The sequence below is a fragment of the Segatella maculosa DSM 19339 = JCM 15638 genome, from assembly GCF_000382385.1.
Taxonomy (GTDB): domain Bacteria; phylum Bacteroidota; class Bacteroidia; order Bacteroidales; family Bacteroidaceae; genus Prevotella; species Prevotella maculosa.
On the sequence record NZ_KB908325.1, the window covers coordinates 72,013 to 94,872 of the forward strand.

The window sequence follows — 22,860 nt, forward strand, 5'->3', positions numbered from 1 at the left end:
CTATCTGTCCTAAAGGACACTAAGTATAAGTCCTCAAGGAGTCTAAGTATAAGTCCTCGACACCTTTAAGTATAACTCCTCAAGGACTTTAAGTATAAGTCCTCGACGACTCTAAGTATAAGTCCTTAAGGACGCATACTCGAAAAAGGGAAGCATGAATGGTTGTGGATTGCTGACAGGAGAAGTGATTCCGTTGGGATTCGAACCCAAGACCCACAGCTTAGAAGGCTGTTGCTCTAATCCAACTGAGCTACGGAACCCCTATGGTGAAGCAGGTGCAAAAATAATCTTTTCTAATGAGATATGCAAACATTATCAAAAGTTTTTTCTAACTTTGCGACTTGATTGGGATAAATGACCGAACAATATGATTGACAGTTCCGCCTTTCAGGGTAAGAAAGCCATATACTATACGCTTGGTTGCAAGCTAAACTTCTCGGAGACGTCTACCTTCGGCAAAATGCTGGCCGACATGGGGGTGGTTACGGCCGAAAAGGGAGAGCGGGCCGACATCTGCCTGATTAACACGTGCAGTGTGACCGAAGTTGCCGACCACAAATGCCGCCAAGCCATTCATAAGATGGCGCGCGAACACCCCGGGGCCTTTGTCATCGTGACGGGCTGTTATGCACAATTGGAAACGGAGAAGGTGAGCAAGATTGCAGGGGTGGACCTTGTGCTCGGCTCCAATGAGAAAGCCGACCTCATACAATACCTGAACGACGCTTTTATCCATAGGGCCGAAGGAACGACGCTCCATGCGTTCCATGCCGTGAAGACCAAGGACATCAAGCGTTTCCAGCCTTCATGCTCGAAAGGAAACCGGACAAGATACTTCTTGAAGGTGCAAGACGGCTGCAATTACTTCTGCACGTATTGCACGATTCCCTATGCACGGGGCCTCTCCCGCAGTCCTTCCATCGCTTCATTGGTGGCTCAGGCAGAAGAAGCGGCCGCTGAAGGAGGTAAGGAAATCGTGCTGACAGGCGTGAACATCGGAGACTTCGGCACAACCACCCACGAACGCTTCATCGATCTGGTCAAGGCTTTAGACGGGGTCGAGGGCATCAAGCGGTTCCGCATCAGCAGTCTGGAACCCGATTTGATTGACGACGAGCTCATCGAATATTGTGCCGGCAGCAGAGCCTTCATGCCCCACTTCCATATTCCGCTGCAAAGCGGGAGCGACATGGTCTTGAAACTGATGCACCGCCGGTATGACAGTGCGTTGTTTGCGCGTAAGATAGCGTTGATAAAAAGGTTGATGCCCGATGCTTTCATCGGTGTAGACGTCATGGTGGGCAGCCGTGGTGAACGACCGGAGTTCTTCGAGGCGTGTTATCGGTTTCTTGATGGGCTTCCCGTCACGCAGTTACACGTCTTCCCCTACAGCGAACGCCCCGGAACGAGTGCTTTGGCCATTCCCTATGTGGTCGATGAGAAAGAGAAGAAGCTGCGTTCGAAACGCTTGCTGGCCATGAGCGAAGAGAAGACGCATGCATTCTATGAACAATATATCGGTACCGAGCGCCCCGTTTTGTTTGAGAAAGCACATCGGGGAAAGGCCATGCACGGGTTTACCGATAATTATATCCGCGTTGAACTGCCGCCTTCACTGGCTCGTGATGCTTATGACAACGAGATCATGAGCGTCAGGCTGGGCGGCTTCAACTATGACGGAACGGCGTTGAAAGCCGAATTGACTTGACATCAAAGCGTATGAAACTTGCAATTGTTATCTTGAATTGGAACGGTAGCGAGATGATGCGGCGCTATCTTCCCACGGTTATACGACATTCTTCGCATCAGGCACGGATCATCGTTGCCGACAATGCGTCGTCGGACGGCTCGCTTTCAATGCTGAAAGAGGATTTCCCCGAAGTCGAGACCATACCGTTAAGCAAGAACTACGGCTTTGCCGAAGGGTATAATCGGGCGTTGAAACAGGTAGACAGCGAATATTATCTGCTGTTGAACTCCGATGTGGAAGTGACCGAAGGCTGGTTGACCCCGTTGTTGGCCTATATGGAGCACAATCCCGACACGGCGGCATGCCAACCCAAGCTATTGTCTGTTGCCAATCGCAATAAGTTCGAGTATGCCGGTGCCGCAGGCGGGTTCATAGACCGGTATGGTTACCCCTTCTGCCGAGGTAGAATATTCGATGTTGTCGAAGAAGATCACGGACAATACGACAGTATTGCCGACGTGATGTGGGCAACGGGGGCCTGCCTGATGATACGTTCGAAAGACTATTGGGACGCAGGTGCCTTGGATGGAAGGTTCTTTGCGCACAACGAGGAAATCGATTTGTGCTGGCGACTTCGCCTGATGAACCGAAGAATCGTGTGTATCCCAAGCAGCAAGGTCTATCATGTGGGGGGCGGAACGCTGCCCAAGAGCAATCCGATGAAAACGTTCTTGAACTTCCGCAACAACCTGACGATGCTTTATAAGAACCTGCCCGACGACGAATTGAGGCACACCATGCGCGTGAGATACATGCTCGATTATCTCGCGGCATGGGAAACGCTGCTTGTGAATCGTAACCTCGCCGACTTCAAAGCCATCTATAAGGCCCGACGGGCATTCAAAGCGTGGCGTCACGACTTTGAAGACGACCGGAAACGCTTGCAGTCTCGGCGCACCAACAAGCGGGTGGACGAACGCAAGGACTTCTCTTTGCTCTGGCAATTCTACGGACACGGCAGGAAAACATTCACTGCTATTTTGAATGCCTGCGTGAAATCTTAACCCGAGGTTGGCCAAGTAACAGTGCTTTCCACTGCTTTAAATAGGCAAACCAGTCGCATGCTTGATGATAGCCGTAGGTCTCTTTGTCGGCGGAATACGTAAGATAATACTTTAAATGTCCGTTTACGGGGGCCAAGACATAGGCATCGTCCAAACCATCGCAGGTAAGTTCCTTTTGCAAATAGGCTGCCGGGACATAGATTCCCATTCCCAAAGTCTCTTGTGTGCAGGTGGTTGTGTCCTTTACCGGCCAATTTGTTCCCCAAAGCCCCCGCAATCCTTTATGGTCGGAAAGCTTGCTTGCACCGGCCATGTGCATGAGTCCCGTTGCAAATCTTAGGCCCTCGGCTACGGGAACGACCCATGCTTCCACGCAGATATCCCTGTGCCCGGCATACAAAGTATATCGTTCCGTGAGGTTGACACGCTGTCCTTGCTTCCAAAGCCAACCGCCGTCGCTCATCTCGACAATCGTGCGTACAGGGCCATGACAGACAATTCGCTGTCCACGATGGGCCACATCGTCGAGCATTTGCGCTTTTCTGTTGCTCCAACCACGGAGTGCACCCAAGCCCATGCTGTTTCCTGTCCACAGAATATCTTCTCCATACCCTTGCAATCTTTGTTCTTGCGTCGTGTAAAACTGCGTGTCGTGTAGCTCCAAGCCCATTCGTTTCTTTCCATATAAGTCGAGCGTTTGCCGCTTATCAAAGTAGATGCGCAATGCAATCAACTCGTTTTCAAAAGCTATCCCGTGATGATGGACCAAGTGATAACTGTCTTCGAGTTCCTTTGTGACAACGAGTTGGCGGATATATAAATTCTGTTTGGTCTTATCTTTAACCTTCGGATTCGTCAATAGCAGCTCAGCATAGGTGCGTAGTGGGTAATCTTTTTGTGTTCCCACCTTGCTCAAGACGACCTTGCATGTATAAGTTCCACTGCGTTTCAGGTCAACAAGGAAGCACATCTCGTCGTTTATGCCGTCGCCTTCCAAATCATCAAGCTGTGAAGGCAACTCTTTTCCCTCGAAATAAACCGTGGAGCTGGTTGTAAAAGGATAGTCCTTCAACGACACTACTACGGGATAGTTCAACCATGGCCTATCATACGAATAATCGATGTTCACAATAATCGTGTCGGCTTCAGCCTCTCCGAAGGCCTTTAAAGAGAGCACAAAGAAGAGAAAAAAGCATAAAATGGTCTTTGTTTTCATTGGTCATGTCAATGTAAGAGTACGGATTTGCGAAAATAAATAATTTTTTTGATTACGGAATTCTATTTTGTTTTTTTTGAGTTAAAAGGGATATTGCGTCGCATTATTTTTAAGTTTTTTAGTAAAATGCTTGTTTATTAACAGATATTTTAGTACTTTTGCCGAAGTTCTTGATGAATAACCCCGTCGATTGAAGAAGATATACTACATATTTCTCGCAGTGATGGTGCTTTGTGTGGCTTGCGAAATCAAGTTAAGGCCCAACGATGAGGCGCAGAACAAGATAGAAGTTCTGCGCTATGACCGCTTGGAGAGTCGTTATCTGACCACCGGCGACTTCTCTGCGCTTCAAGAAATGAACACGGAATATGCCATTGAGACGCGGACACTGATAGAAAACGTTCTCAAATTAGGCGCCGTTTACGAACCGGATATCAACAGTAAGTTCTTAAACTTCTACCAAGACACCGTCCTGCAGACCATTATTGCCGATGTGGAAACGCAATATGCCGACATGGATGACGTCAACAAGGCGCTTACACAGGCTTTCGGAAGGGCAAAAGAAGCACTCCCGGAGTTTGTTATTCCCAAAGTCTACACCCAAATCGGGGCACTTGACCAAAGCATCATCGTGGGAGAGAACATCATCGGCGTGTCACTCGACAAGTATTTGGGCGAAGACTATCCGCTATATGTGAAATATTACGCCAAAGACCAGCGTGCCACGATGATGCGCACATACATTGTCCCCGATTGTCTCAATTTTTATTTGTTGAGTTTATACCCACTTCACGATGCCGATCAACGAAGTCAGCAAGAAAAAGACATGCATATGGCACGCATCATGTATGCAGCAAACACATTCGTGGGCTATAAAGCCTTTTCAACTCCATATGTTGCCCAAGTAGAGCAATACATGAAGGCACATAAGGACCTTTCCTTAGCCGATTTACTGAAACAATAACTACCCTTGATTTGGCCTTGTTTCAGCCATAACCAACAAATGCGAAGCATGCAATTGCTTCCATAAAGCCCTGCTTTTGTTTTGAAATTACAATGGCAAGTATTACCTTTGCAGGCGAAAAAAGAGACAAATCGTTTTTATGCAAAATCAATTTTCACGCACACAACTGCTGATGGGAAAGCCGGCCATGGACACTTTGACCGGCGCACGCGTGGCCGTCTTCGGCATGGGTGGCGTGGGTAGTTATGTAACAGAGGTATTGGCGCGGAGCGGTGTAGGCGAGTTGGACATCTTTGATGACGACCGTGTCTGCCTGACCAACGTCAACCGACAACTCTATGCCCTGCTTTCAACGATCGGAAAGCACAAGGTTGACGTGGCCGAAGCACGCATTCACGATATCAACCGCCAGTGCATTGTCCACAAATATCAAATGTTTTACTTGCCCGAGAACGCCGATGCGGTCGACTTGTCACTGTTTGATTACGTGGTGGATTGCATCGATACCGTCAGTGCAAAGCTGGAACTCATCAGGCGTTGCTATCATCTTCAGGTCCCAATCATCTCTTCCATGGGTGCAGCCAACAAGCTCGATGCGACCGCTTTCCGCGTAACCGACATCAATAACACCAAGATGGACCCCCTTGCAAAGGTCATCCGAAAGAAGCTCCGCAAGTTGAATATCCCCCGACTCAAGGTGGTTTACAGCGAAGAAGAACCGCTCAAGCCGATTGACGACCCGAACATCAGCTGCCGTTTTCACTGCATTTGCCCCGATAAAGACATGCGGAAATGCACCGACCGCAGGGATATTCCGGCAAGCAATGCGTGGGTCCCGGCCGCGGCCGGGCTGATTATCGGCGGCGAAGTGGTGAAAGACCTCATCAGAAAGGCAAACACCATGCGCATACTTCCCGAAGCATTTGAGAACAACGAGGCTGTCACAATGGCCGAAACCAAGGCCGCACGCCACAAGGAAAGGTATGAGGCCATCGCATCGGCCAAGAAGAACGGCACATGGACAGATGATAAGGTCGTCATCAAGCTGCCCGAAGGTTTCTAAGTCGCAACCGAGAAGATGAAACTACACATATTCAACCCCGGACATGAGATTGCTTTGGCCGAGCACCGCAAGTATGTGACGCTGCCACATGCCGCCCGCCAGCTGCAACATGACCTCTCTTTCCTGCCTGCTTTGTGGGCCGACGACGGCGATTTCGTCCTCGTGGAAAGCAAAGCGCATCAGGATATCCCTTCCTATCTGAAGAAATATGCAGCCAAGGTCAGTCTTATTGACGACGAAGACTTGCCGTATCTTGACCTCGAGAACACAGAAATCATGCCTTGGGGCTGGAATCTTGCGTTGCAAAACCGGCTCTTGGAACGGTCACGGGACCGACTTTCCCGGCTGCTTCCCTCACAAACGCAATTAGAAGCCTACAGAACGCTTTGTAGTCGGGGCTGGTGTGCCACGCATCTTTTGCCCCATTTGGTTGCAAACCTCGCCGATGCGGTGGGCATTGCCCATGCTTTCAGCTCCAATGCCGCGCTTTTCGCTCATCTGAAAGCCATAGACAACGTCCCGTTCCGTCAATATGTGTTGAAAGCACCGTGGAGTAGCAGCGGCAGAGGGCTGCGATATGTCGACATGCAACGTGAAGGCATCACGCCCCACCTGCAAGGTTGGGTTGCAAACGTGATTGCAAAGCAGGGATATATCATGGCCGAGCCTTATTATAATAAGGTGTTCGACTTCGGAATGGAGTTCCATGCGCACAAAAACGGCTCGATAGACTATCTGGGACTCTCCGTTTTCCACACCGTTAACGGGGCTTATGCCGGCAATCTCCTTGCCAACGAAGCCGACAAACAAGAGCTTGTGTCACGATATGTCTCATCTTCCGTTTTAAAAACCCTGTGCGACGCGGTCAAACACTTCATGCCGGCGCAGCTTCAAGGCATATATGCCGGTCCTTTCGGCATCGATATGATGATAGTCGGCGAAGGAAAGATACATCCTTGCGTAGAACTGAACCTGCGCCGCACGATGGGACATGTTGCTTTGAGCCTTTCTGCAAAGCAACATCCACGGCGTTCCATGCAGATAACATACAAGAACGGCCGCTATTCACTACACATCAATCCCCTTTCCCATCAATCTGTCTGAAGCCGTTGGCGTATCGTGTCGTTACATCAACCCTATTCCCATGCAATACGGCCAAGCCGGAGATGTAGGGACTTTGACTTTGAACATTGAATTTTGAACATTCAACTTTATGATTAGCCATATTATAAGATGATTTATGGGCAAGGGACATGTAGGGACGCACCGCTCGTGCGTCCGCTCAAGGGGAATAAAATACAATTGGATGGTTCTTGAACGAATACATATAACTGTTTGAGCGGACGCACAGACCGTACGTTCCTACATTCATTCATGTTGATAATCAATGACTTATACCTTACGTTTCAATATCAGCCATTTTACACGCTAACCTCAGCCATTTTACCGCGCAATAGGACTGAGATTAGCGTGCAATAAGACTGCTATTGTCCGAGAACCTTATCGTTGTTGAGTTAAAAGTCCACAAAAGGGCTGTTCAATATCGTGGAAAAGACGGCATAATTGCACGGTATCGAAAAAAAAGTCAGTTAAAGTTGTCGGATTTCTTCTTTCAGATTGTCTTATGAATAAAAGACACATGAGAATGAAAAACGATAGCATCGACCACAAAGCTAATTTGCTTAAAGCCATCGAATATCAGAGAATGATAGACCGCATCAAGCAGATTGACACAAAATCGGCCTTGGAAGAAACGCTCGACCGCATTCGCAAGCGGGAGCGAAAGACCGTTTTCATGAACGTGTTCCGCAAGGTCGCGGCCGTTTTGCTTGTGCCGTTGCTATGCTCGACCATTGCTCTGGCCTACCTCTCTCTGCGCAACAGCAAGCCCACTTTTGCAACTTCGGTCATCGAGACCGTCACTCCGGCCGGCTGTCGCTCTCGGATTGTATTGCCAGACGGTTCGATTGTATGGCTGAACTCCGGCAGCCGCATCAGCTATCCCAATAGGTTTGAAGGCGACAGCCGCGAAGTAGCCTTGGAAGGAGAGGCATTCTTTAAAGTCAAATCCGACATGAAACATCCTTTTTATGTGAACCTTTCCGACAAAATCAAGGTCATGGCGCATGGAACGCAGTTCAATATCTCGAACTACAAGCATGAGAATACCATCCTGATGACATTGGTTTCGGGGGCCATCGACGTTTATAACGGGGCCAAGATACAGTCGGCTCTGATGCCGAACGAGCAATGTAAATACGACAGGGCAAGCGGAATGTTCACCAATTCGGCCGTGAATCCGACAGACTATGCCTCATGGAAAGACGGCAAGCTCGTGTTTCACGACACTCCGCTCAACGTGGTTCTGAGCCAATTGTCGCATCGCTTCAACGTTAAGTTCAGGCTTCACGATCGCCGACGCGCAGATTACCATGTCCGTGCCACGTTCGAGAACGAAGATTTACATGATATGCTGCAAAGTTTGCGCAGTATTATCCCGATAAAATGGCAGGACAGCCCCGATATGTCGGGCGACAATCGCAGGATTATCGACCTTTACATCGACTGAAATGAAAGAAAACAACCTTCAATAAACCTATTTTTAATTTACTTAAGTCCTAAGACATGAAAAGAAGAACAAACAAAATGGCATCTTGCCCCCAAGAAAATGTGTTCCGAGATCTCGGCCTGAAGCTGCTCGCCGGAATGATATTGGCCCTGGGTTCGCTGAATGCCATGGGACAAAACCTCAATGCAAGGGTGACCGTGAAGTGCAACACGCTTGAACAAGCCATGAACCAAATCGAGAAACAATCGGACCTTACGTTTCTCCTTGCCACAAATTCGGTGAAGCCCTCTATGACCATCAGTCTTGATTGCACCAAGCTACCCGTGAAAGATGCGCTGCAACAACTGGCAGAAAAGGCTGGAGTGACCTATTCCATAGCCAACCGGCATGTTGTTTTGAAAGACAAACCAACCGAAATCACAGTTCCTCAACCTAAGCAAATCAAGGAAAATGTGATAAAAGGTCGGGTGGTTGACAACGCAGGAGATCCCATTATCGGTGCAAACGTGTTGGAGAAAGGCACTCAGAACGGCACCATCACCGACGCAGATGGCAACTACACGCTCCGCATAAGCCCCACCGGAACGCTTGTTGTTTCCTATATCGGCTTCAAGAACAAGGAAGTCGAGGCCTCAAAAGGCAGGCTGATCACCATGACGGAAGACACAAAGTCACTGAAAGAAGTGGTCGTCGTGGGCTATGGGGTGCAAAAGAAGGTAAATCTTACAGGGGCTGTGAGTAGCGTAAAGCTGGAAGACGTGCTCGGAAACCGCCCGGTTTCGACCGTCAGCGAGGCTTTGCAAGGCGCGCTCCCTGGCTTGCAAGTGACAAGTACCTCAGGAGCACCGGGCGAAGGAATGTCGTTTAACATCCGTGGTGTGAACAGTATTAACGAAGGAAGCCCGTTAGTGCTGGTGGACAACGTGGAAATGGACATCAATATGCTCGACCCCAATGACATAGAATCGGTGACAGTGCTGAAAGATGCGGCTTCGTCGGCCATCTACGGTGCCCGAGCTGCCTTCGGAGTTATTCTTGTCACGACAAAGAAAAGCAACAAGTCGGCCTTCCACATCAACTATACCGACAACTTTGCCTTTAGCAATGCAATCAATATTCCCAAGAAAGCAACTCCTTTACAAACCGTTCAGGCTTATAAAGACCAAGGATTCACGGCCTATACGACTGGACAAGACGTCGATACATGGCTGAAATTGCTTCGGGAATACGAGGCAAATCCGGCTTCCTATCCCGACGGTTATGCCGAAGTGGGCGGACTTCGTTACAGTCTAGCCCCAACCGACCTCTTTAAAGACATGATGGAAACGGGCTTCAAACAGTCGCATAACCTGTCAATGAACGGAGGAAGCAAACAGATAGCCTATCGTATCGGCCTCGGTTATGTCAACCAAGACGGCATTCTTTATAGCAACAAAGACGCTTTCAAACGCTATAATGTCTCCTCTTATCTGAGTGCAGAGATGACCACATGGCTTAAAACCGAACTGGATATCAAGTATGCTCGCTCCATTTCAAGCATGCCCTACACGACGGCAGCCTACGGTATTTGGGGAGCGGCGGTCGCTTTCCCTTCTTACTTCCCCACAGGAACACTCGACCTTGGCGGAGAAACCCTTCCCATCAACACGCCGCGTAACTTCATTTCATTGGCTGCACCGCTTCAAAAGAAGAAGAACGATGCAAGAATCTTTGGAAAAGTCACGCTAACGCCAGTCAAAGACTTGCACATCATCGGAGAATTCACATACAACTACAAATCGATTGAGACGCAGTTGTTTGACAAGAAGTTCGAATATGCACACGGTGCACAGTTCCGCAAGGAGCAATCCGTGTCCGACTCCAAGTATCAGCATGTACAAGACAATATCGATTACACCGCATTGAACCTTTATGCCACGTATGCAAAGGCACTCGGAGCACACAATCTGAGTGCCACGGCAGGCTTCAATCAGGAGAGCAACGACGATACTTACAACATGGCTTATCGAACAAACATGATTAACGAAGATCTCCCGTCGCTTTCGCAGGCCACAGGTCCTTATTATGCAACCGACCGCTTCAGTCGATACACCGTCAGAGGACTGTTCTACCGGCTGAACTACAGTTATCGCGACAAATATCTCATCGAGGCTAACGGCCGCTACGACGGGTCTTCCAAGTTCCCCTCAAGGCATCGGTTCGGTTTCTTTCCGTCAGTCTCTGCTGGTTGGAGGCTCGGTGAAGAGCGTTTTATGGCATGGAGCAACGCATTTCTTTCCAATCTCAAACTAAGAGTCTCGTGGGGAAATATCGGTAACCAAAGTATTCAACCCTACGCTTATATTCCCGGCATGCTATCTGAACGAGCAAACTGGATTGTGGGCGAAGAAACAGCCACCACCTTGCGTGCTCCGAAACTCATCAGCACTTCGTTCACATGGGAAAAGGTCTCAACCATAGACTTCGGTGTGGACGTAGGATTGTTCCGAAACCGTTTCAACCTAACATTCGACCTCTACAACCGAAAGACTAAGGGCATGTTGGCTCCCGGAATGGAACTTCCCTCCGTGCTGGGAGCAGAAGCTCCACTGCAGAACACAGCCGACCTGAGTTCGAATGGCTGGGAACTCAGTGCTTCATGGATGGATAAGATTGGGAACCTGACCTATCATATCGGCTTCAATCTTTATGATTCCCGAACGAAAATTACCAAATACAACAACGAGATAGGGCTTATCGGCGACAAGGTCTATAGAAAAGGCATGTATCTCGGTGAAATATGGGGCTACCTGACCGACCGTTTGTACACGACCGACGACTTCAAACCGGACGGAACACTCAAAGAAGGTATCGCAAAAGTAGAGGGGTATAACCCCAATCCCGGCGATATCCTTTACAAGGATTTGGACGGAAACCATGTTATCAACCACGGAAAGCTGACAACAGACAATCCCGGAGACAGAACCATCATTGGTAATAATACTCGCCGATACCAGTTCGGCATCAACGGAGGCGTGGAATGGAAGAACTGGGCACTGTCTTTCATTCTCCAAGGGGTCGGCAAGCGCGACTTATGGCTCATGAACGAACTTACTTATCCTATCTACGACCGTTGGTCAACGCTTTACAGCAACCAACTCGACTATTGGACACCGACCCGCACAAGCAGTTTCTTCCCAAGAATCTACCAGAACTCCGAGGGAAACACCAAAGCAAACACACTCGTTCAAAGCCGTTTCCTGAAGAACGGAGCTTATCTCTCTATCAGAAACATCACCCTTACGTATGCCTTTCCGAAACAATGGGTCGCAAAGGTGGGACTCTATCGGGCGAGTATCTTCTTTAGCGGCGAGAATCTCTTTACTTTCGACCATCTACCCAATGGTATCGATGCCGAAAGAGTCGTTACCGAGGATATGGGGGCAAGAGGGTTTACCTATCCTTATATGCGTCAATTCTCTTTTGGCGTGAACATAACACTATAACTTATAAACACAAGCACTATGAAAAGAAGTCTGATATATTTTTGCCTTGCCATACTTGTCAGTTCATGTATGAACGATGCCTTCATGGACGTTTATCCAAAAGACCAACAGACGGAGAAGACAGCTTTCAAATCCTATGATAACTTCAAAACCTATTCATGGGGATTGTACAATGTTTTCTTCGGGTATGCGAGTGATACCCGCCAAACCGACTCCATCTTCATCGGAGATTATGAGGCCGACAACATGATCAAAGGCCCCTATGGCAATGAAAGCAAGTGGGCTTATGGCAAAGCTAAGGCCGAGGCAGAGTCACCCGACTGGGACTATGTCTATATCCGTAACGTGAACCTCATGCTCGACAACATAGATCAATCGTCAATGTCCGAAGCCGACAAGAAGCATTGGAGGAGTGTAGGCCTGTTCTTCCGTGCTTACAAATACTTCCAAATGCTCTCTAAGTTCGGCGATTTGCCATGGGTAGAACACGTCATAACGGAAGCTTCGCCCGAACTTTATGCTTCCCGAAGAACTCGCGATTTGGTTGCAGGCAACCTCCTTTCCGACTTAAAGTGGGCCGAAGAGAACATCAAGCCCACAGGCGACGGCAACAACACAATTAACACGAATGTCGTGAGGGCCTTGATTTCCAGATTCTGTCTCTTTGAAGGAACATGGCGGAAGTACCATAACTTGGTCAACGCCGAAACTTATCTGAAGGAATGCGAGCGAGTGGGACCACTCTTGATGAAAGCTTTCCCAACCATCATGCCCCACTACGACGAGGTGTTCAACTCAGAAGACCTCGCGGGCCAGCCCGGAATTATTCTCTTCAAGGCCTACGCTGCTAACCGCCTTTGCCACGGTCTTACACGAATGGTCAGAACAGCCGAGTCGAACATCGAGGCCACAAAGGATGCTGTAGACGCCTACTTATGCAGCGACGGCCGGCCTTTCAAGGGAAACGACAAGGACGTTCACGAACAATTCCGCAACCGCGACCACAGGCTCTACCTCACCATTTGCCCACCCTACATGGTCAACGTTTCAAACAAAACCAACTGGAGCCACACGGGGAAGCCAGAAGACCGAGAATTCATAGACCTTATGGCCGAGATTTCGGGCGAGACTTTCCATCGCTTGCCAACGACAAACTTCAAAGGCTTTGTCTGCAGTAGGCAGCCTCACTTTAAGAACAACAATAAAGGACAGGCATGGAACGCCACGCAGATGGGCTTTTGGGTGTGGAAATATTATAACACCCACACAAACGCCATCAATGCAACGGGTGTATGCACGACCGACGCACCCCTCTTCCGCATTGAAGAGACCATGCTCGACTATGCCGAAGCAATGTTCGAGTTGGGTAAGTTCGACCAATCAGTTGCCGACAAGACTATCAACATCTTGCGTAAGCGGGCCGGTGTGGCTGCTATGAAACTCACGGAAATCACTCCCGCTTTCGACAGCCACAGAGACGCTTCCGTGGATCCGGTCTTATGGGAGATACGAAGAGAGCGCCGCGTAGAGTTCATGGGCGAAGGTCGCCGTCTTGACGACCTGCGCCGCTGGGCCAAAGGAAGCTATGTGGACAAACAACCTTTGGGTGTTTACGTTGCCGACGCAGCGGCAAACAAGGTTAAAGTTACGGGAGGACACAGCGACAACGAGGGCTACGCCTTCTACTTCAATCAACCGACAGGTTGGCAACAACACTACTATCTATATCCTCTGCCGCTGAAGCAGTTGGCCTTGAACAAGAATCTCAAGCAGAATCCCGGTTGGAAATAAGTCACGAAGATGAACCGAATTGTTTGCCTTTCCTTGCTTGGTGCCGTCATCGAGCCTTTCGGCCTCACGACGGCGCAAGCCGAGCGGCCCCGCAAGCCGCTGAATATATTGTTTGTCATGGCCGACGACCTTCGACCGGAACTCGGTTGCTACGGTGTAAAAGACATACACACGCCTTATATCGACAAATTTGCGTCTGAGGCAATGGTGTTCAGAAACGCCTATTGCAACGCTCCCGTCAGCGGAGCTTCACGTGCGAGTCTGCTCACGGGCATGTACCCTAACTATCCGAAACGCTTCACCAACTACACCTGCAAGGCCTCGGTGGATGCTCCGGAGGCAGTCCCACTTTCTGCTTGGTTGAAGCGGCATGACTATTACACGGTGTCGAACGGAAAAATCATGCACCACATCGAAGACCACGCCGCATCGTGGAGCGAGAAGCCTTGGCGCAGTCATCCCGACGGTTACGATGTCTACTGGGCCGAATACAACAAATGGGAACTGTGGCTGAACTCGGAGTCGGGCCGCCACATCAACCCGAAAACTATGCGGGGGCCCTTTTATGAATGGGCTGATGTCCCCGACAGTGCCTACGACGACGGGCGGGTGCTCGGGAAGACCATAGAAGACCTGCGGAGACTGCGCGACAATGGAAAGCCCTTCTTTCTCGCCTGTGGTTTCTGGAAACCTCACCTTCCGTTCTGTGCACCGAAGAAGTATTGGGATCTCTATCCTGCCCTTCCGATAGCCGACAATCTGTTCCGGCCCGACGGCCTACCCGAGGAAGTGCAAAACTCAAAGGAAATCAATGCCTACGCCCTTGCCACCGCCCCCGACGACAAGGCCTTCCTCCGACTGGTAAAAACGGGCTACTACGCCTGCGTCAGCTATGTCGATGCCCTTTTCGGCGAACTTATGACAGCTTTGGAAACGCTCGGACTGAAAGACAACACGGCGGTCATCCTGCTGGGCGACCACGGGTGGGACTTAGGCGAACATGGGTTTGTAGGCAAACACAACCTTATGGACATCACAACCAGAGTGCCATTGCTCATTCGGGTGCCGGGCCTACGCGGCGGCTACACAACCTCTATTGCCGAACTGGTAGATGTATACCCGACGATATGCGACATCTGCCGGGTCCCCTGCCCTACCGGACAACTCGACGGGAAAAGTCTCTTCCCCATCTTGAAGAAAGGGGGAAAGACCACTACGAAGCGTCTGGCCTACATACAATGGCAAGGCGGAGACAATATCCTCACCCGGCGTTACAACTATGCCCGCTGGCCCGACTCGGGTCATGAAATGCTGTTCGACCATCTGTCGGATGCACCGGAGAACCACAACCGCGCGAGCGAAGCCTCTTACAGCAGGATTAAAAAAGAACTCGAAACCGAGATGAAACGCATCAGACGTTTCGCTTTCAGGACACATTGAACCATCGTTCATAAGTTCGACAGATAAAAAGGTTTGGCCATGTTTCTATGGTCATCCGACGCGTCGGAAGGTAGTTTCTTTTCACATTTTTTATCTTCCGCCATGGCGGACGAACATTTCCTTTACATTTTTTATCTTCCGCCACGGCGGAAGAACGTTCTCTTTACATTTTTTACATTCCACCATGGCGGAAGAACATTTCTTTCACATTTTTTATCTTCCGCCACGGCGGAAGAACGTTCTTTTCTTATTTTACTATTTTCCGCCATGGCGGAAGAACATTTTTTTCTGTTTTCTGTTCATCCGACACGTCGGAAAGTCGTTTTTTTAATTTTCTCACAGGGTTCATTCATCGGCATCGATGCCCAGCAGGTTCTTCCAGCCGCCGATGCCGAAGCGCACGTAGTTGGAAATGATGCGGTCGAGTTCGGCTTCGTTGAGTCCGTCGTTGACGACGATATGCTTGATGAGCCCGGCCCAGAGTTCACAGAGAATGCGGATGAAGTGTGTCGATACGTCGGCTGTGATGTGCGGATAGCGCGCTTTCACGTGTTCGATGTAGGTACGACCGTCGTCGCAATTCATCTCCGAGAGCCGGTCGAAATAGTTCTCGAGCGAGGTTCCTGCAGTTTCAAAGAGCAGCAGCCGGAACTCCTTGCGGTAGGGAATGATGAGCGAGACCACCTGCCGGCGCATCATCTCGTAGTAGACCTCGTAGCGATAGATGTCGAGCGAGGTGTAGGTGACGTCGAGGTTCTGCGCACGATAGTCCTCAATGGCATTGAAGAGCGGGGCAAGGACGGCCTTGAGAAGCTCGTCCTTGCCTGCATAGTAGTTGTAGATGTTGCCCACGGCCACGCCCGCCCGAGTGGCGATGGTCTTCATCGACGTGTGCTTCACGCCGTGCTTGAGGAACTCGTCGCGTGCCACGCGGAGAATCTGCCTGCGTATCTCGTCTTTCTGCGTCTGCATAAGCTTAAAGGCCTCCCGCTTCTACTTTGCGAAGCTGTGGAAATAGCAGGGATTGCCGGTAACGCGCATGACAGGGCCTGCCACCTGCTTTGTTGCCGGGTCGTAGGTATAGAAACCATTGGCCTTCTTGTTGGCACTTCCGAAGACGATAAGGCCTTTGTGACGACCGATGGCGATGCCGTGCGGATTGGAAATCTCCATGCCTTTGATGACGCTCATCGTCTTTTCCTTCAGGTCGATGACGATGGGAACGTTGGTGATACTGAGGTATGGATTGGTCTTTGCATTGGGATCGAGGCCGTAGGAGTTGGCATAAGCATAGAGCTTGCCGTCGCCGGCATAGCAAACCTCGCCGAGGAATTCGGCATGCTTGGTGGAAAGGCCTGCAATCTCGGTCTTATCGAGTCGGATGCTGTAGTCGGGGTCGATATCCGTAGCGCCGTTCTTGATGCGAACGACACCTCCGTTCAGTCCCAGAATAAAGCCGAACGAGCCGATACAGTTCAGGTAGATGTCCTTCTGCTCGTCCATGAAGATGGACTGTGGGTCGATGGGACGCGTGGCGAAGCACATACCGAGCGTGGTATTGACGATATGCTTCTCCACCTTGTCGGTCTTCGTGTCTATCATGGCCAGTTCAATGTTGTTGCGTGCCGGCATGTACTGGGCATTCATCTGGTTAAGACCGACGAAGAGCTTGCCGTCGCGCACGATCATTGCTGCCGGCGACACTTTGGTTTCTGTTTGCTTGAGGTCGTTGAGGTCGATGTCGGCCAGCTTCTTCATCGTCGTGGGGTTGAATGCCATGACGATGCCCAAACCTTGCAGGCTGACGTAGGCCTTTTCATTGTTCAGTTCGACGATGTTGCAGGCTGCGGCATTGGCCGGAAGCAGCAGTGTTCCTTTCTTTATCCACTTCCCTGCGGCATCTATCTGATAACGGTTGAGCTCGGGTTTGGTGTTTCCCATGTAGTCGGGAAGCACATAAACGTTGCCCGAAGCCGTGGCAATGGGTTTCGTTCCGAAGCCTACGGGAAGAGCATTGCTATTGTCATAGGTGCCGGGCAGCAGGTCGGTCAGTGCCTGCATGTAGGAAGCTCCGCTGTTTCCTTCAGGATTGGTGACACTTGTGGCGAAGATTACGCCCTTGAAAGTCCCCGTGCCGGGGTTCGGATTTGGCTGCGGAGCCGGTGTCGGGTCGTCGTTACTGCTGCCGCAAGCGCAGACAAGAGCCGTCATTGCAACGGCTGTAAGAATTGATTTGAAGTTTTTCATTTGTTTATATGATTGAATGAATGAATAAAATTACTTGAACAGGTAGCGCAGTTTGAAGCCGATATAGCGGCCGGGAAGCGGACGATTGAACTCGGAGACCACGTGGCGGTCGGCAAGGTTCTTCACTTTGAGGGTGAGCGTCCAGCGGTCGTCGCCGAAGCTGTGCTCGATTGCGGCGTCCATGGTCATTGCCGTGGGGATTTTGCGCTCTTGATACTTGCTCATCTCAAAGTCGTAGAAGTATTGATGCACGTAGGAGGCATCGAAAAGCAGGCGCGTGTTCTGTCCACTTCCGCCGAAAAGGTTCTCCTTGTGCAGCTCCGCGCCGAAGTTGGCCAGCAGATAAGGCACGTTCGGAATGCGCATGTTGCGCGTCGGGTTCTCCACTTCAGTCCCCGGAACGGTCTTGCGCACGTCGCGAAGGTCTTGATATGTGCCGTTGGCATAGAGGTAAAGCAGCCGACAGACGTCACCTTTCATCTCAAGTTCCACGCCTTTGGTGCGCACACTGCCGAAGTTTCGGTAGCGGGCCATGGTGGGTATCATGTCGGGCGTGAAGCGTATCATGTCTTCCAGTTGATTATAGAAGCCATTCAGCTCCACTTCCAAGAGCCCGCCGTAGTCTTTCACGTGGCGATAGAGCAGACCGAGGTTCGCTCCCGTGGTGCGTTCGGGCTTCAATGCGGGCGAGGCAAGAATGGAATAGCCGTTTCCGATGAGCTCTTCGCTCGTGGGAATGCGCACCTCGGAGTTGAAAGAGGCCTTGAGCATCAAGTCGTTTGTGAACTTATAACGCATGGCATCGCTGAAGCCGAGATAGGTTTTGGAGACGTCAACCGGCTCGGGTTCCGAAACGGAATAGGTGTTGATGCTACGTGAATGCGATGAGAAAAAGAAGTCTTTCAGCGTGAAAGCGTTCTGAAAACGCCCGTCGAAGAGCGTCAGATCATAGGAAAAGCCCACGGTCACGGTGTTCATCTTGCTCGGGAAGTTGGCCTTGAAGCCCAATGCCTTGTCCATCAGGTCGTCTTTCGGGTGAAGCGAAGTTCGGTCGGCATAGATATTCAGGTTGACGGCATGGTGCATGTCGATGGTGTAGCCCATGTTGAGCCTCGATGTCAGTTCGTTTGAACGGTTGCTGCCGTCAGACGGAAAGTTGTTCTGCTCGCCTCCGAACGGCGATACGGGCGGCAATTGCGTCCCGTCCCAGTCATAACGGTGCATAGCCTTGTCGCTCAAGCCGTATATCCCGATGATATAGCCCGCATCAAAGTCGAAGTCTAAGCCGTCAAGGAAGAAGTTGTTACGCTTCAGTTTCAGTGACGTGACGTAGCTTACCGAATGATTATAGGCCTCACGCACGTCAAGGTCGATGCCTTGTATCTCTTGTCGGGTTCGCATTCCGATGAGTTCCCACTTCATTTCATCAAACCACCACTTGGTAGCCTTCAGCGACATACCGCCCATGAGCTTGCTGAAGCGGTCGTGATCGCGCTCAACAGTGCGGCCATCAAGGTTGTCCAAGGTCATCTTATAGTTGTTCTTCGCAAACGAAAACACGCCTCCGATACCGAATTGCAGGCCACTTTTGCGATCGGTGCGCTTCAAAACGGTCGAAAACTGATGGGTATTGAACGACCCTACTTCGTAAGATGCGTCCAAATAAACCGGAGGATACTCTTTCGTCACCACGTTGACAGCCCCACCCAAGGCCGAACCGCCGAACTTATAGGGCACAATGCCTTTATAAACCTCGATGCGTTCGATCATATTCGTGGGAATATCGTTCAGTGCCACAAAGTTACTCAACTGCGACATGGGTGCTTCATCTACGTACATGCCCATGCGTTTGCCTTCAAGTCCACGCACCGAGATGCGCGAAGCACTGCCCATGCCGCCCGTATTGCGCACGGTGACGCCCACAGTTCGCGCCAATACGTCGTTGATGTTGGAGGCCGTGCCCTGCAATTGGTGCTCACCAATGACCGAAACCGGCATGGCCGACTCCCTCAACTTGCGGATTTCGCTCCGTGCTATCACTGTAATTCCGTGCAATTCTTTGGCAGTTGACTCCATCAGCACGTCGCATTTCAGACTGTCACGCACCAAGAGTTCGCGCCTTTCAGGCCTATATCCCATGTAATGATAGTCGAGTTGCACGCGCTGCGATCCCTGAACGACGAGCCGATAGCGGCCATTGGCATCGGCAGTCGTGCCCCCCTGCCCTTTCGATACCGTCACCGTGGCCCCCACAAGTGGCTCACCCGTCCTCCTGTCTGTGACTTTTCCATAGACCACTCTCTCCTGAGCAACAACCGAAAGCACGCAGAACAGCATCGCCAGCATGGCCAAACTGCATCTCAAGCGCGTTCGTGTCTCCCGGCTTTCCACGTGCTTTGGCCGCACGGTTCCGGGCATTCTCCTTATCATATTTGTAATAAACAAATTAAAAAATGAATAATATTCAAAATCGTTCACAAAAGAAAAGTGCGCCACCCTCAACTTGGGTAGCGCACTTTTCAGTTGCGACTGTATCGCTATATGGCCTTTTCTTCTTCGTTTCATAACCGATGATTCATCTCTTTTCAGATTTTAGCAGATGCAAAGGTAGCTAAAAACGCGAAACTGAACAATACCTAATGGTAGGTAAAATCGGCGTGCAAAAATCAATCCATAAGCCTCTTTATACCCAAACCTTGTCAATATTTCCTCTCGTTTTTTAACACATTGCGACACCACCAAATAGAAACTGAAACCCGAAATCCGGCATTATTCAATCCCGTTTCATGGGACTAAAAACGCAAAACGCCCCACTTTTCCACACAACATGCCCCACTCTATCGTATAATATCAGCCATGTTGCTATTCATTTTATGCTAAGCTGTTTTTAATATGCTTGATATACCGCCAGCAATCAGGAGACCCAAACTCGCGATAAGGCTCGTATTCACGTGTAATCGGCTCCTTTTCCTTTCGTAACCCACATTACAATGCATGGTAACCCACATGATAATGATATGGAAGCGTTGCTGTTTCGGAGCGGGAGAACTATGCTTTTCGCTTGGAAACCGTTGAGGATTTGGCCGCTCTTTCCTTCAAAATCTTTAGTCCTGCAGGGCAAAACGCATTGAAAGGACAGCTTTCACACTGCGGTTTTTGGCTCTTGCAGACATACCGACCATGCAATAATAGCCAGTGATGAGCATCACTTACGTCGGCTTCGGGAATGTATTTCATCAGTTCAAGCTCCACTTTCAGGGGCGTGTTTGCCGTTTCGGGAACGAGTCCCAAGCGATGACTGACACGGAAAACGTGCGTATCAACGGCCAAAGTCGGCTTGCCGAACCACACAGCCTGCACCACATTGGCCGTCTTTCTGCCCACGCCGGGCAACCGAGTCAGGTCATCCGTGTTGTCAGGGACCTCGCCATTGAACTGTGCTACCAGCATCTTTGCCATCTCACTCAGGTGATGTGCCTTGGCATTGGGATAGCTCACGCTCTTTATCAGTTGGAATATTTCCTCCCAATCTGCCTTGGCCATGGCCTCGGCCGTAGGGTAATGGCGGAACAATTCGGGCGTGATCATGTTGATGCGCTTGTCGGTACACTGCGCACTGAGCAGGGTGGCGACAATCAATTGGAATGCACTTGCAAAGTCAAGTTCGGTGGTCACGGGTCCTTGTTCCTTGCGGAAGTAATCTAAAATGAACGCAAATCTTTCTTTTCTTGTCATGCGGCAAAAGTATAAAAAAAGCATTATCTTTGCAAACATAACGGATAAAAAGCTATGAATACGAAGAGAATATTAGGCTATTTGCATGAACTCGCGGCCAACAACAACCGGGATTGGTTCCACGAACACAAGAAAGAGTATGACGTATGCAGGAAAGATTTCGAGGAAGGTGTGGCACAAGCCGTGGCAACCATCGCGCGGTTCGATGCCTCCGTGGCGCATATCACGCCCAAGGATGCCTGCTATCGCTTCAATCGCGACACGCGTTTCAGCGAAGACAAAAGCCCCTATAAGAACCATTTCGGGGCATACATCTGCACACACGGCAAGAATTCGCTGCGCGGCGGCTACTATCTTCACCTGCAACCCGGCCAATGCATACTGGGTATAGGCTGTTATTGGCTGCCCACAAACATTCTTACGGCCTGCCGAAACGAGCTTATGGGCAATATAGAGGCATGGAGAGCATGCGTCGAAAACCAGAAGTTCGTCGAGCTTTTCGGCCGTCCGAACGAGGGAAAATGGGACGAACCGGGCGGCAAGGGCTTCGGATTAGCCTGCTTAAAAACGGCACCGAAAGGCTTTCCGCGTGATTATGAATTCGTGGAATACCTACGCATGAAAGACTATTGCGGCTGGCATGCGGTGCCCGACGACTTCTTTGAGGGAACGACGTGGCTCGAAAAAGCGGCCGATATCTTCAAAACCGCCAAGCCGATGATGGACTTTATGAACAGCGTCATCGACGATTACGAATGAATTCCTCAGCCCGTTGCAAATCATCGGGCGTGTCTATGCCCACGGTTTCAACGTCGGTGAGCCCCACTTTGATACGGTAACCATTCTGAAGCCAGCGCAGTTGTTCGAGACTCTCGGCCAGTTCGAGCGACGATTGCGGTAGTTTTGTGATTTCTTTCAGCACGTTTGTGCGATAAGCATAGATACCCAAATGCTTCAAAAAAGGGTATTTTGAGAGCCAATCCTGCCGCTCCGTGCCTCGCACAAAGGGTATGATGCTTCGGCTAAAGTAGAGGGCATAGCCCCTATTGTCAACGACAATCTTGGGCGAATTGGGGTTTTCTGCGGCCTCAATGCACTCGAATGGCTTGCCCAAAGTGGCTATTTGGGTAGCCTTGTCCACGAAACATTGGCACAGCGTTTCAATCTGACTTTGTGCTATAAAAGGCTCATCGCCTTGGATATTCACCACAACATCGAAGTCTCCCCCTACCTTTTCGAGGGCTTCTTCAATGCGATCCGTGCCGCTATGGTGCTCGGTTGAGGTCATCACGGCCTTGCCTCCGAACGCCAACACCTTATTATATATACGCTCATCGTCGGTAGCTACGTAGACGGCATCCAGCACTTTGGCCGCTTGTTCGTACACATGTTGAATGACAGGCTTGCCATTCAGCAGGGCCAAAGGCTTGCCCGGAAAGCGCGTAGAGGCGTATCGGGCAGGAATTAATCCAATGAATTTCATGCTTCTTTAGTTTTGTTTATATCGCAAAGTTAATAAAAAACAAGATAGGAACAGCAAGGCTGGCGATAAAAAAATGAATGCAAAAAGTCAATAACTTTGACATTGGAAGTTGA

Annotated in this window: 16 protein-coding genes and 1 tRNA gene; 10 read left to right on the forward strand and 7 right to left on the reverse strand. The window is 50.2% G+C overall.

The window, feature by feature from the left end; all coding sequences use genetic code 11:
* Positions 1 to 185: 185 nt before the first annotated feature.
* Positions 186 to 260, reverse strand: a tRNA-Arg gene (locus H164_RS0107780).
* Between the two features lie 107 nt (positions 261 to 367).
* On the opposite strand from H164_RS0107780, the gene mtaB reads away from it, so the two are divergent.
* Positions 368 to 1,708, forward strand: a complete 1,341-nt coding sequence (gene mtaB, locus H164_RS0107785; protein WP_019968092.1) for a tRNA (N(6)-L-threonylcarbamoyladenosine(37)-C(2))-methylthiotransferase MtaB — start codon at positions 368 to 370, stop codon at positions 1,706 to 1,708.
* An 11-nt stretch (positions 1,709 to 1,719) separates the two neighbouring features.
* Entirely contained in the window at positions 1,720 to 2,754 is a 1,035-nt protein-coding gene (locus H164_RS0107790) for a glycosyltransferase family 2 protein (RefSeq protein ID WP_019968093.1), read from the forward strand.
* Here H164_RS0107790 and H164_RS0107795 read toward each other — a convergent pair.
* Positions 2,726 to 3,970, reverse strand: coding sequence for a DUF4861 domain-containing protein (locus H164_RS0107795; protein WP_019968094.1), 1,245 nt, complete (start codon positions 3,968 to 3,970; stop codon positions 2,726 to 2,728). The two genes, H164_RS0107790 and H164_RS0107795, sit on opposite strands and share 29 nt — an antisense overlap.
* Positions 3,971 to 4,160: 190 nt before the next feature.
* Here H164_RS0107795 and H164_RS0107800 point away from each other — a divergent pair, with 190 nt between their 5' ends.
* The 7 genes from H164_RS0107800 (at position 4,161) to H164_RS0107830 (ending at position 15,282) form a co-directional block, all read left to right on the forward strand.
* Positions 4,161 to 4,934, forward strand: a complete 774-nt coding sequence (locus tag H164_RS0107800; protein WP_019968095.1) for a gliding motility protein GldB-related protein — start codon at positions 4,161 to 4,163, stop codon at positions 4,932 to 4,934.
* Between the two features lie 139 nt (positions 4,935 to 5,073).
* Complete coding sequence (locus tag H164_RS0107805) at positions 5,074 to 5,997, forward strand: tRNA threonylcarbamoyladenosine dehydratase (RefSeq protein WP_019968096.1); 924 nt, start codon at positions 5,074 to 5,076, stop codon at positions 5,995 to 5,997.
* A gap of 15 nt (positions 5,998 to 6,012) precedes the next feature.
* Positions 6,013 to 7,101, forward strand: coding sequence for a hypothetical protein (locus tag H164_RS0107810; RefSeq protein WP_019968097.1), 1,089 nt, complete (start codon positions 6,013 to 6,015; stop codon positions 7,099 to 7,101).
* Between the two features lie 541 nt (positions 7,102 to 7,642).
* Positions 7,643 to 8,566: a FecR family protein gene (locus H164_RS0107815; RefSeq protein WP_019968098.1), complete on the forward strand. Its 924-nt coding sequence runs from the start codon at positions 7,643 to 7,645 to the stop codon at positions 8,564 to 8,566.
* 77 nt (positions 8,567 to 8,643) lie between these two features.
* Positions 8,644 to 12,051 carry a TonB-dependent receptor gene (locus H164_RS0107820; protein ID WP_051082191.1) on the forward strand — a complete coding sequence of 1,136 codons (3,408 nt, stop codon included), beginning with the start codon at positions 8,644 to 8,646 and terminating at the stop codon, positions 12,049 to 12,051.
* Between the two features lie 18 nt (positions 12,052 to 12,069).
* Positions 12,070 to 13,842, forward strand: a complete 1,773-nt coding sequence (locus tag H164_RS0107825; RefSeq protein ID WP_026356287.1) for a RagB/SusD family nutrient uptake outer membrane protein — start codon at positions 12,070 to 12,072, stop codon at positions 13,840 to 13,842.
* A gap of 9 nt (positions 13,843 to 13,851) precedes the next feature.
* Positions 13,852 to 15,282: a sulfatase gene (locus H164_RS0107830; protein WP_026356288.1), complete on the forward strand. Its 1,431-nt coding sequence runs from the start codon at positions 13,852 to 13,854 to the stop codon at positions 15,280 to 15,282.
* 345 nt (positions 15,283 to 15,627) lie between these two features.
* On the opposite strand, the gene H164_RS0107835 is transcribed toward H164_RS0107830, so the two are convergent.
* The 4 genes from H164_RS0107835 to nth form a co-directional block, all read right to left on the reverse strand.
* A complete protein-coding gene (locus H164_RS0107835) occupies positions 15,628 to 16,254 on the reverse strand; it encodes a TetR/AcrR family transcriptional regulator (RefSeq protein ID WP_019968102.1) in 627 nt (208 codons plus the stop codon).
* A 21-nt stretch (positions 16,255 to 16,275) separates the two neighbouring features.
* Positions 16,276 to 17,529: a hypothetical protein gene (locus tag H164_RS0107840; protein WP_019968103.1), complete on the reverse strand. Its 1,254-nt coding sequence runs from the start codon at positions 17,527 to 17,529 to the stop codon at positions 16,276 to 16,278.
* 30 nt (positions 17,530 to 17,559) lie between these two features.
* On the reverse strand, positions 17,560 to 19,947 hold the full coding sequence (locus tag H164_RS0107845; protein WP_019968104.1) for a TonB-dependent receptor: 2,388 nt from the start codon (positions 19,945 to 19,947) through the stop codon (positions 17,560 to 17,562).
* 630 nt (positions 19,948 to 20,577) lie between these two features.
* Positions 20,578 to 21,264, reverse strand: coding sequence for an endonuclease III (nth, locus tag H164_RS0107850; protein ID WP_019968105.1), 687 nt, complete (start codon positions 21,262 to 21,264; stop codon positions 20,578 to 20,580).
* Positions 21,265 to 21,318: 54 nt separating this feature from the next.
* Here nth and H164_RS0107855 point away from each other — a divergent pair, with 54 nt between their 5' ends.
* On the forward strand, positions 21,319 to 22,023 hold the full coding sequence (locus H164_RS0107855) for a DUF2461 domain-containing protein (RefSeq protein WP_019968106.1): 705 nt from the start codon (positions 21,319 to 21,321) through the stop codon (positions 22,021 to 22,023).
* Here H164_RS0107855 and kdsB read toward each other — a convergent pair.
* The gene (kdsB, locus tag H164_RS0107860; RefSeq protein ID WP_008566021.1) at positions 22,004 to 22,747 is read right to left on the reverse strand and encodes a 3-deoxy-manno-octulosonate cytidylyltransferase; all 744 of its coding nucleotides are present in this window, start codon (positions 22,745 to 22,747) and stop codon (positions 22,004 to 22,006) included. The genes H164_RS0107855 and kdsB overlap by 20 nt on opposite strands.
* Between the last annotated feature and the right edge of the window lie 113 nt (positions 22,748 to 22,860).

Excerpts from the sequence above, each read along its gene's own strand:
- mtaB (WP_019968092.1), top strand. The coding sequence starts at position 368 with ATGATTGACAGTTCCGCCTTTCAGGGTAAGAAAGCCATATACTATACG.
- H164_RS0107790 (WP_019968093.1), top strand. The coding sequence starts at position 1,720 with ATGAAACTTGCAATTGTTATCTTGAATTGGAACGGTAGCGAGATGATG.
- H164_RS0107795 (WP_019968094.1), bottom strand. The coding sequence starts at position 3,970 with ATGAAAACAAAGACCATTTTATGCTTTTTTCTCTTCTTTGTGCTCTCT.
- H164_RS0107805 (WP_019968096.1), top strand. The coding sequence starts at position 5,074 with ATGCAAAATCAATTTTCACGCACACAACTGCTGATGGGAAAGCCGGCC.
- H164_RS0107810 (WP_019968097.1), top strand. The coding sequence starts at position 6,013 with ATGAAACTACACATATTCAACCCCGGACATGAGATTGCTTTGGCCGAG.
- H164_RS0107815 (WP_019968098.1), top strand. The coding sequence starts at position 7,643 with ATGAAAAACGATAGCATCGACCACAAAGCTAATTTGCTTAAAGCCATC.
- H164_RS0107820 (WP_051082191.1), top strand. The coding sequence starts at position 8,644 with ATGGCATCTTGCCCCCAAGAAAATGTGTTCCGAGATCTCGGCCTGAAG.
- H164_RS0107825 (WP_026356287.1), top strand. The coding sequence starts at position 12,070 with ATGAAAAGAAGTCTGATATATTTTTGCCTTGCCATACTTGTCAGTTCA.
- H164_RS0107830 (WP_026356288.1), top strand. The coding sequence starts at position 13,852 with ATGAACCGAATTGTTTGCCTTTCCTTGCTTGGTGCCGTCATCGAGCCT.
- H164_RS0107835 (WP_019968102.1), bottom strand. The coding sequence starts at position 16,254 with ATGCAGACGCAGAAAGACGAGATACGCAGGCAGATTCTCCGCGTGGCA.
- H164_RS0107840 (WP_019968103.1), bottom strand. The coding sequence starts at position 17,529 with ATGAAAAACTTCAAATCAATTCTTACAGCCGTTGCAATGACGGCTCTT.
- H164_RS0107845 (WP_019968104.1), bottom strand. The coding sequence starts at position 19,947 with ATGCCCGGAACCGTGCGGCCAAAGCACGTGGAAAGCCGGGAGACACGA.
- nth (WP_019968105.1), bottom strand. The coding sequence starts at position 21,264 with ATGACAAGAAAAGAAAGATTTGCGTTCATTTTAGATTACTTCCGCAAG.
- H164_RS0107855 (WP_019968106.1), top strand. The coding sequence starts at position 21,319 with ATGAATACGAAGAGAATATTAGGCTATTTGCATGAACTCGCGGCCAAC.
- kdsB (WP_008566021.1), bottom strand. The coding sequence starts at position 22,747 with ATGAAATTCATTGGATTAATTCCTGCCCGATACGCCTCTACGCGCTTT.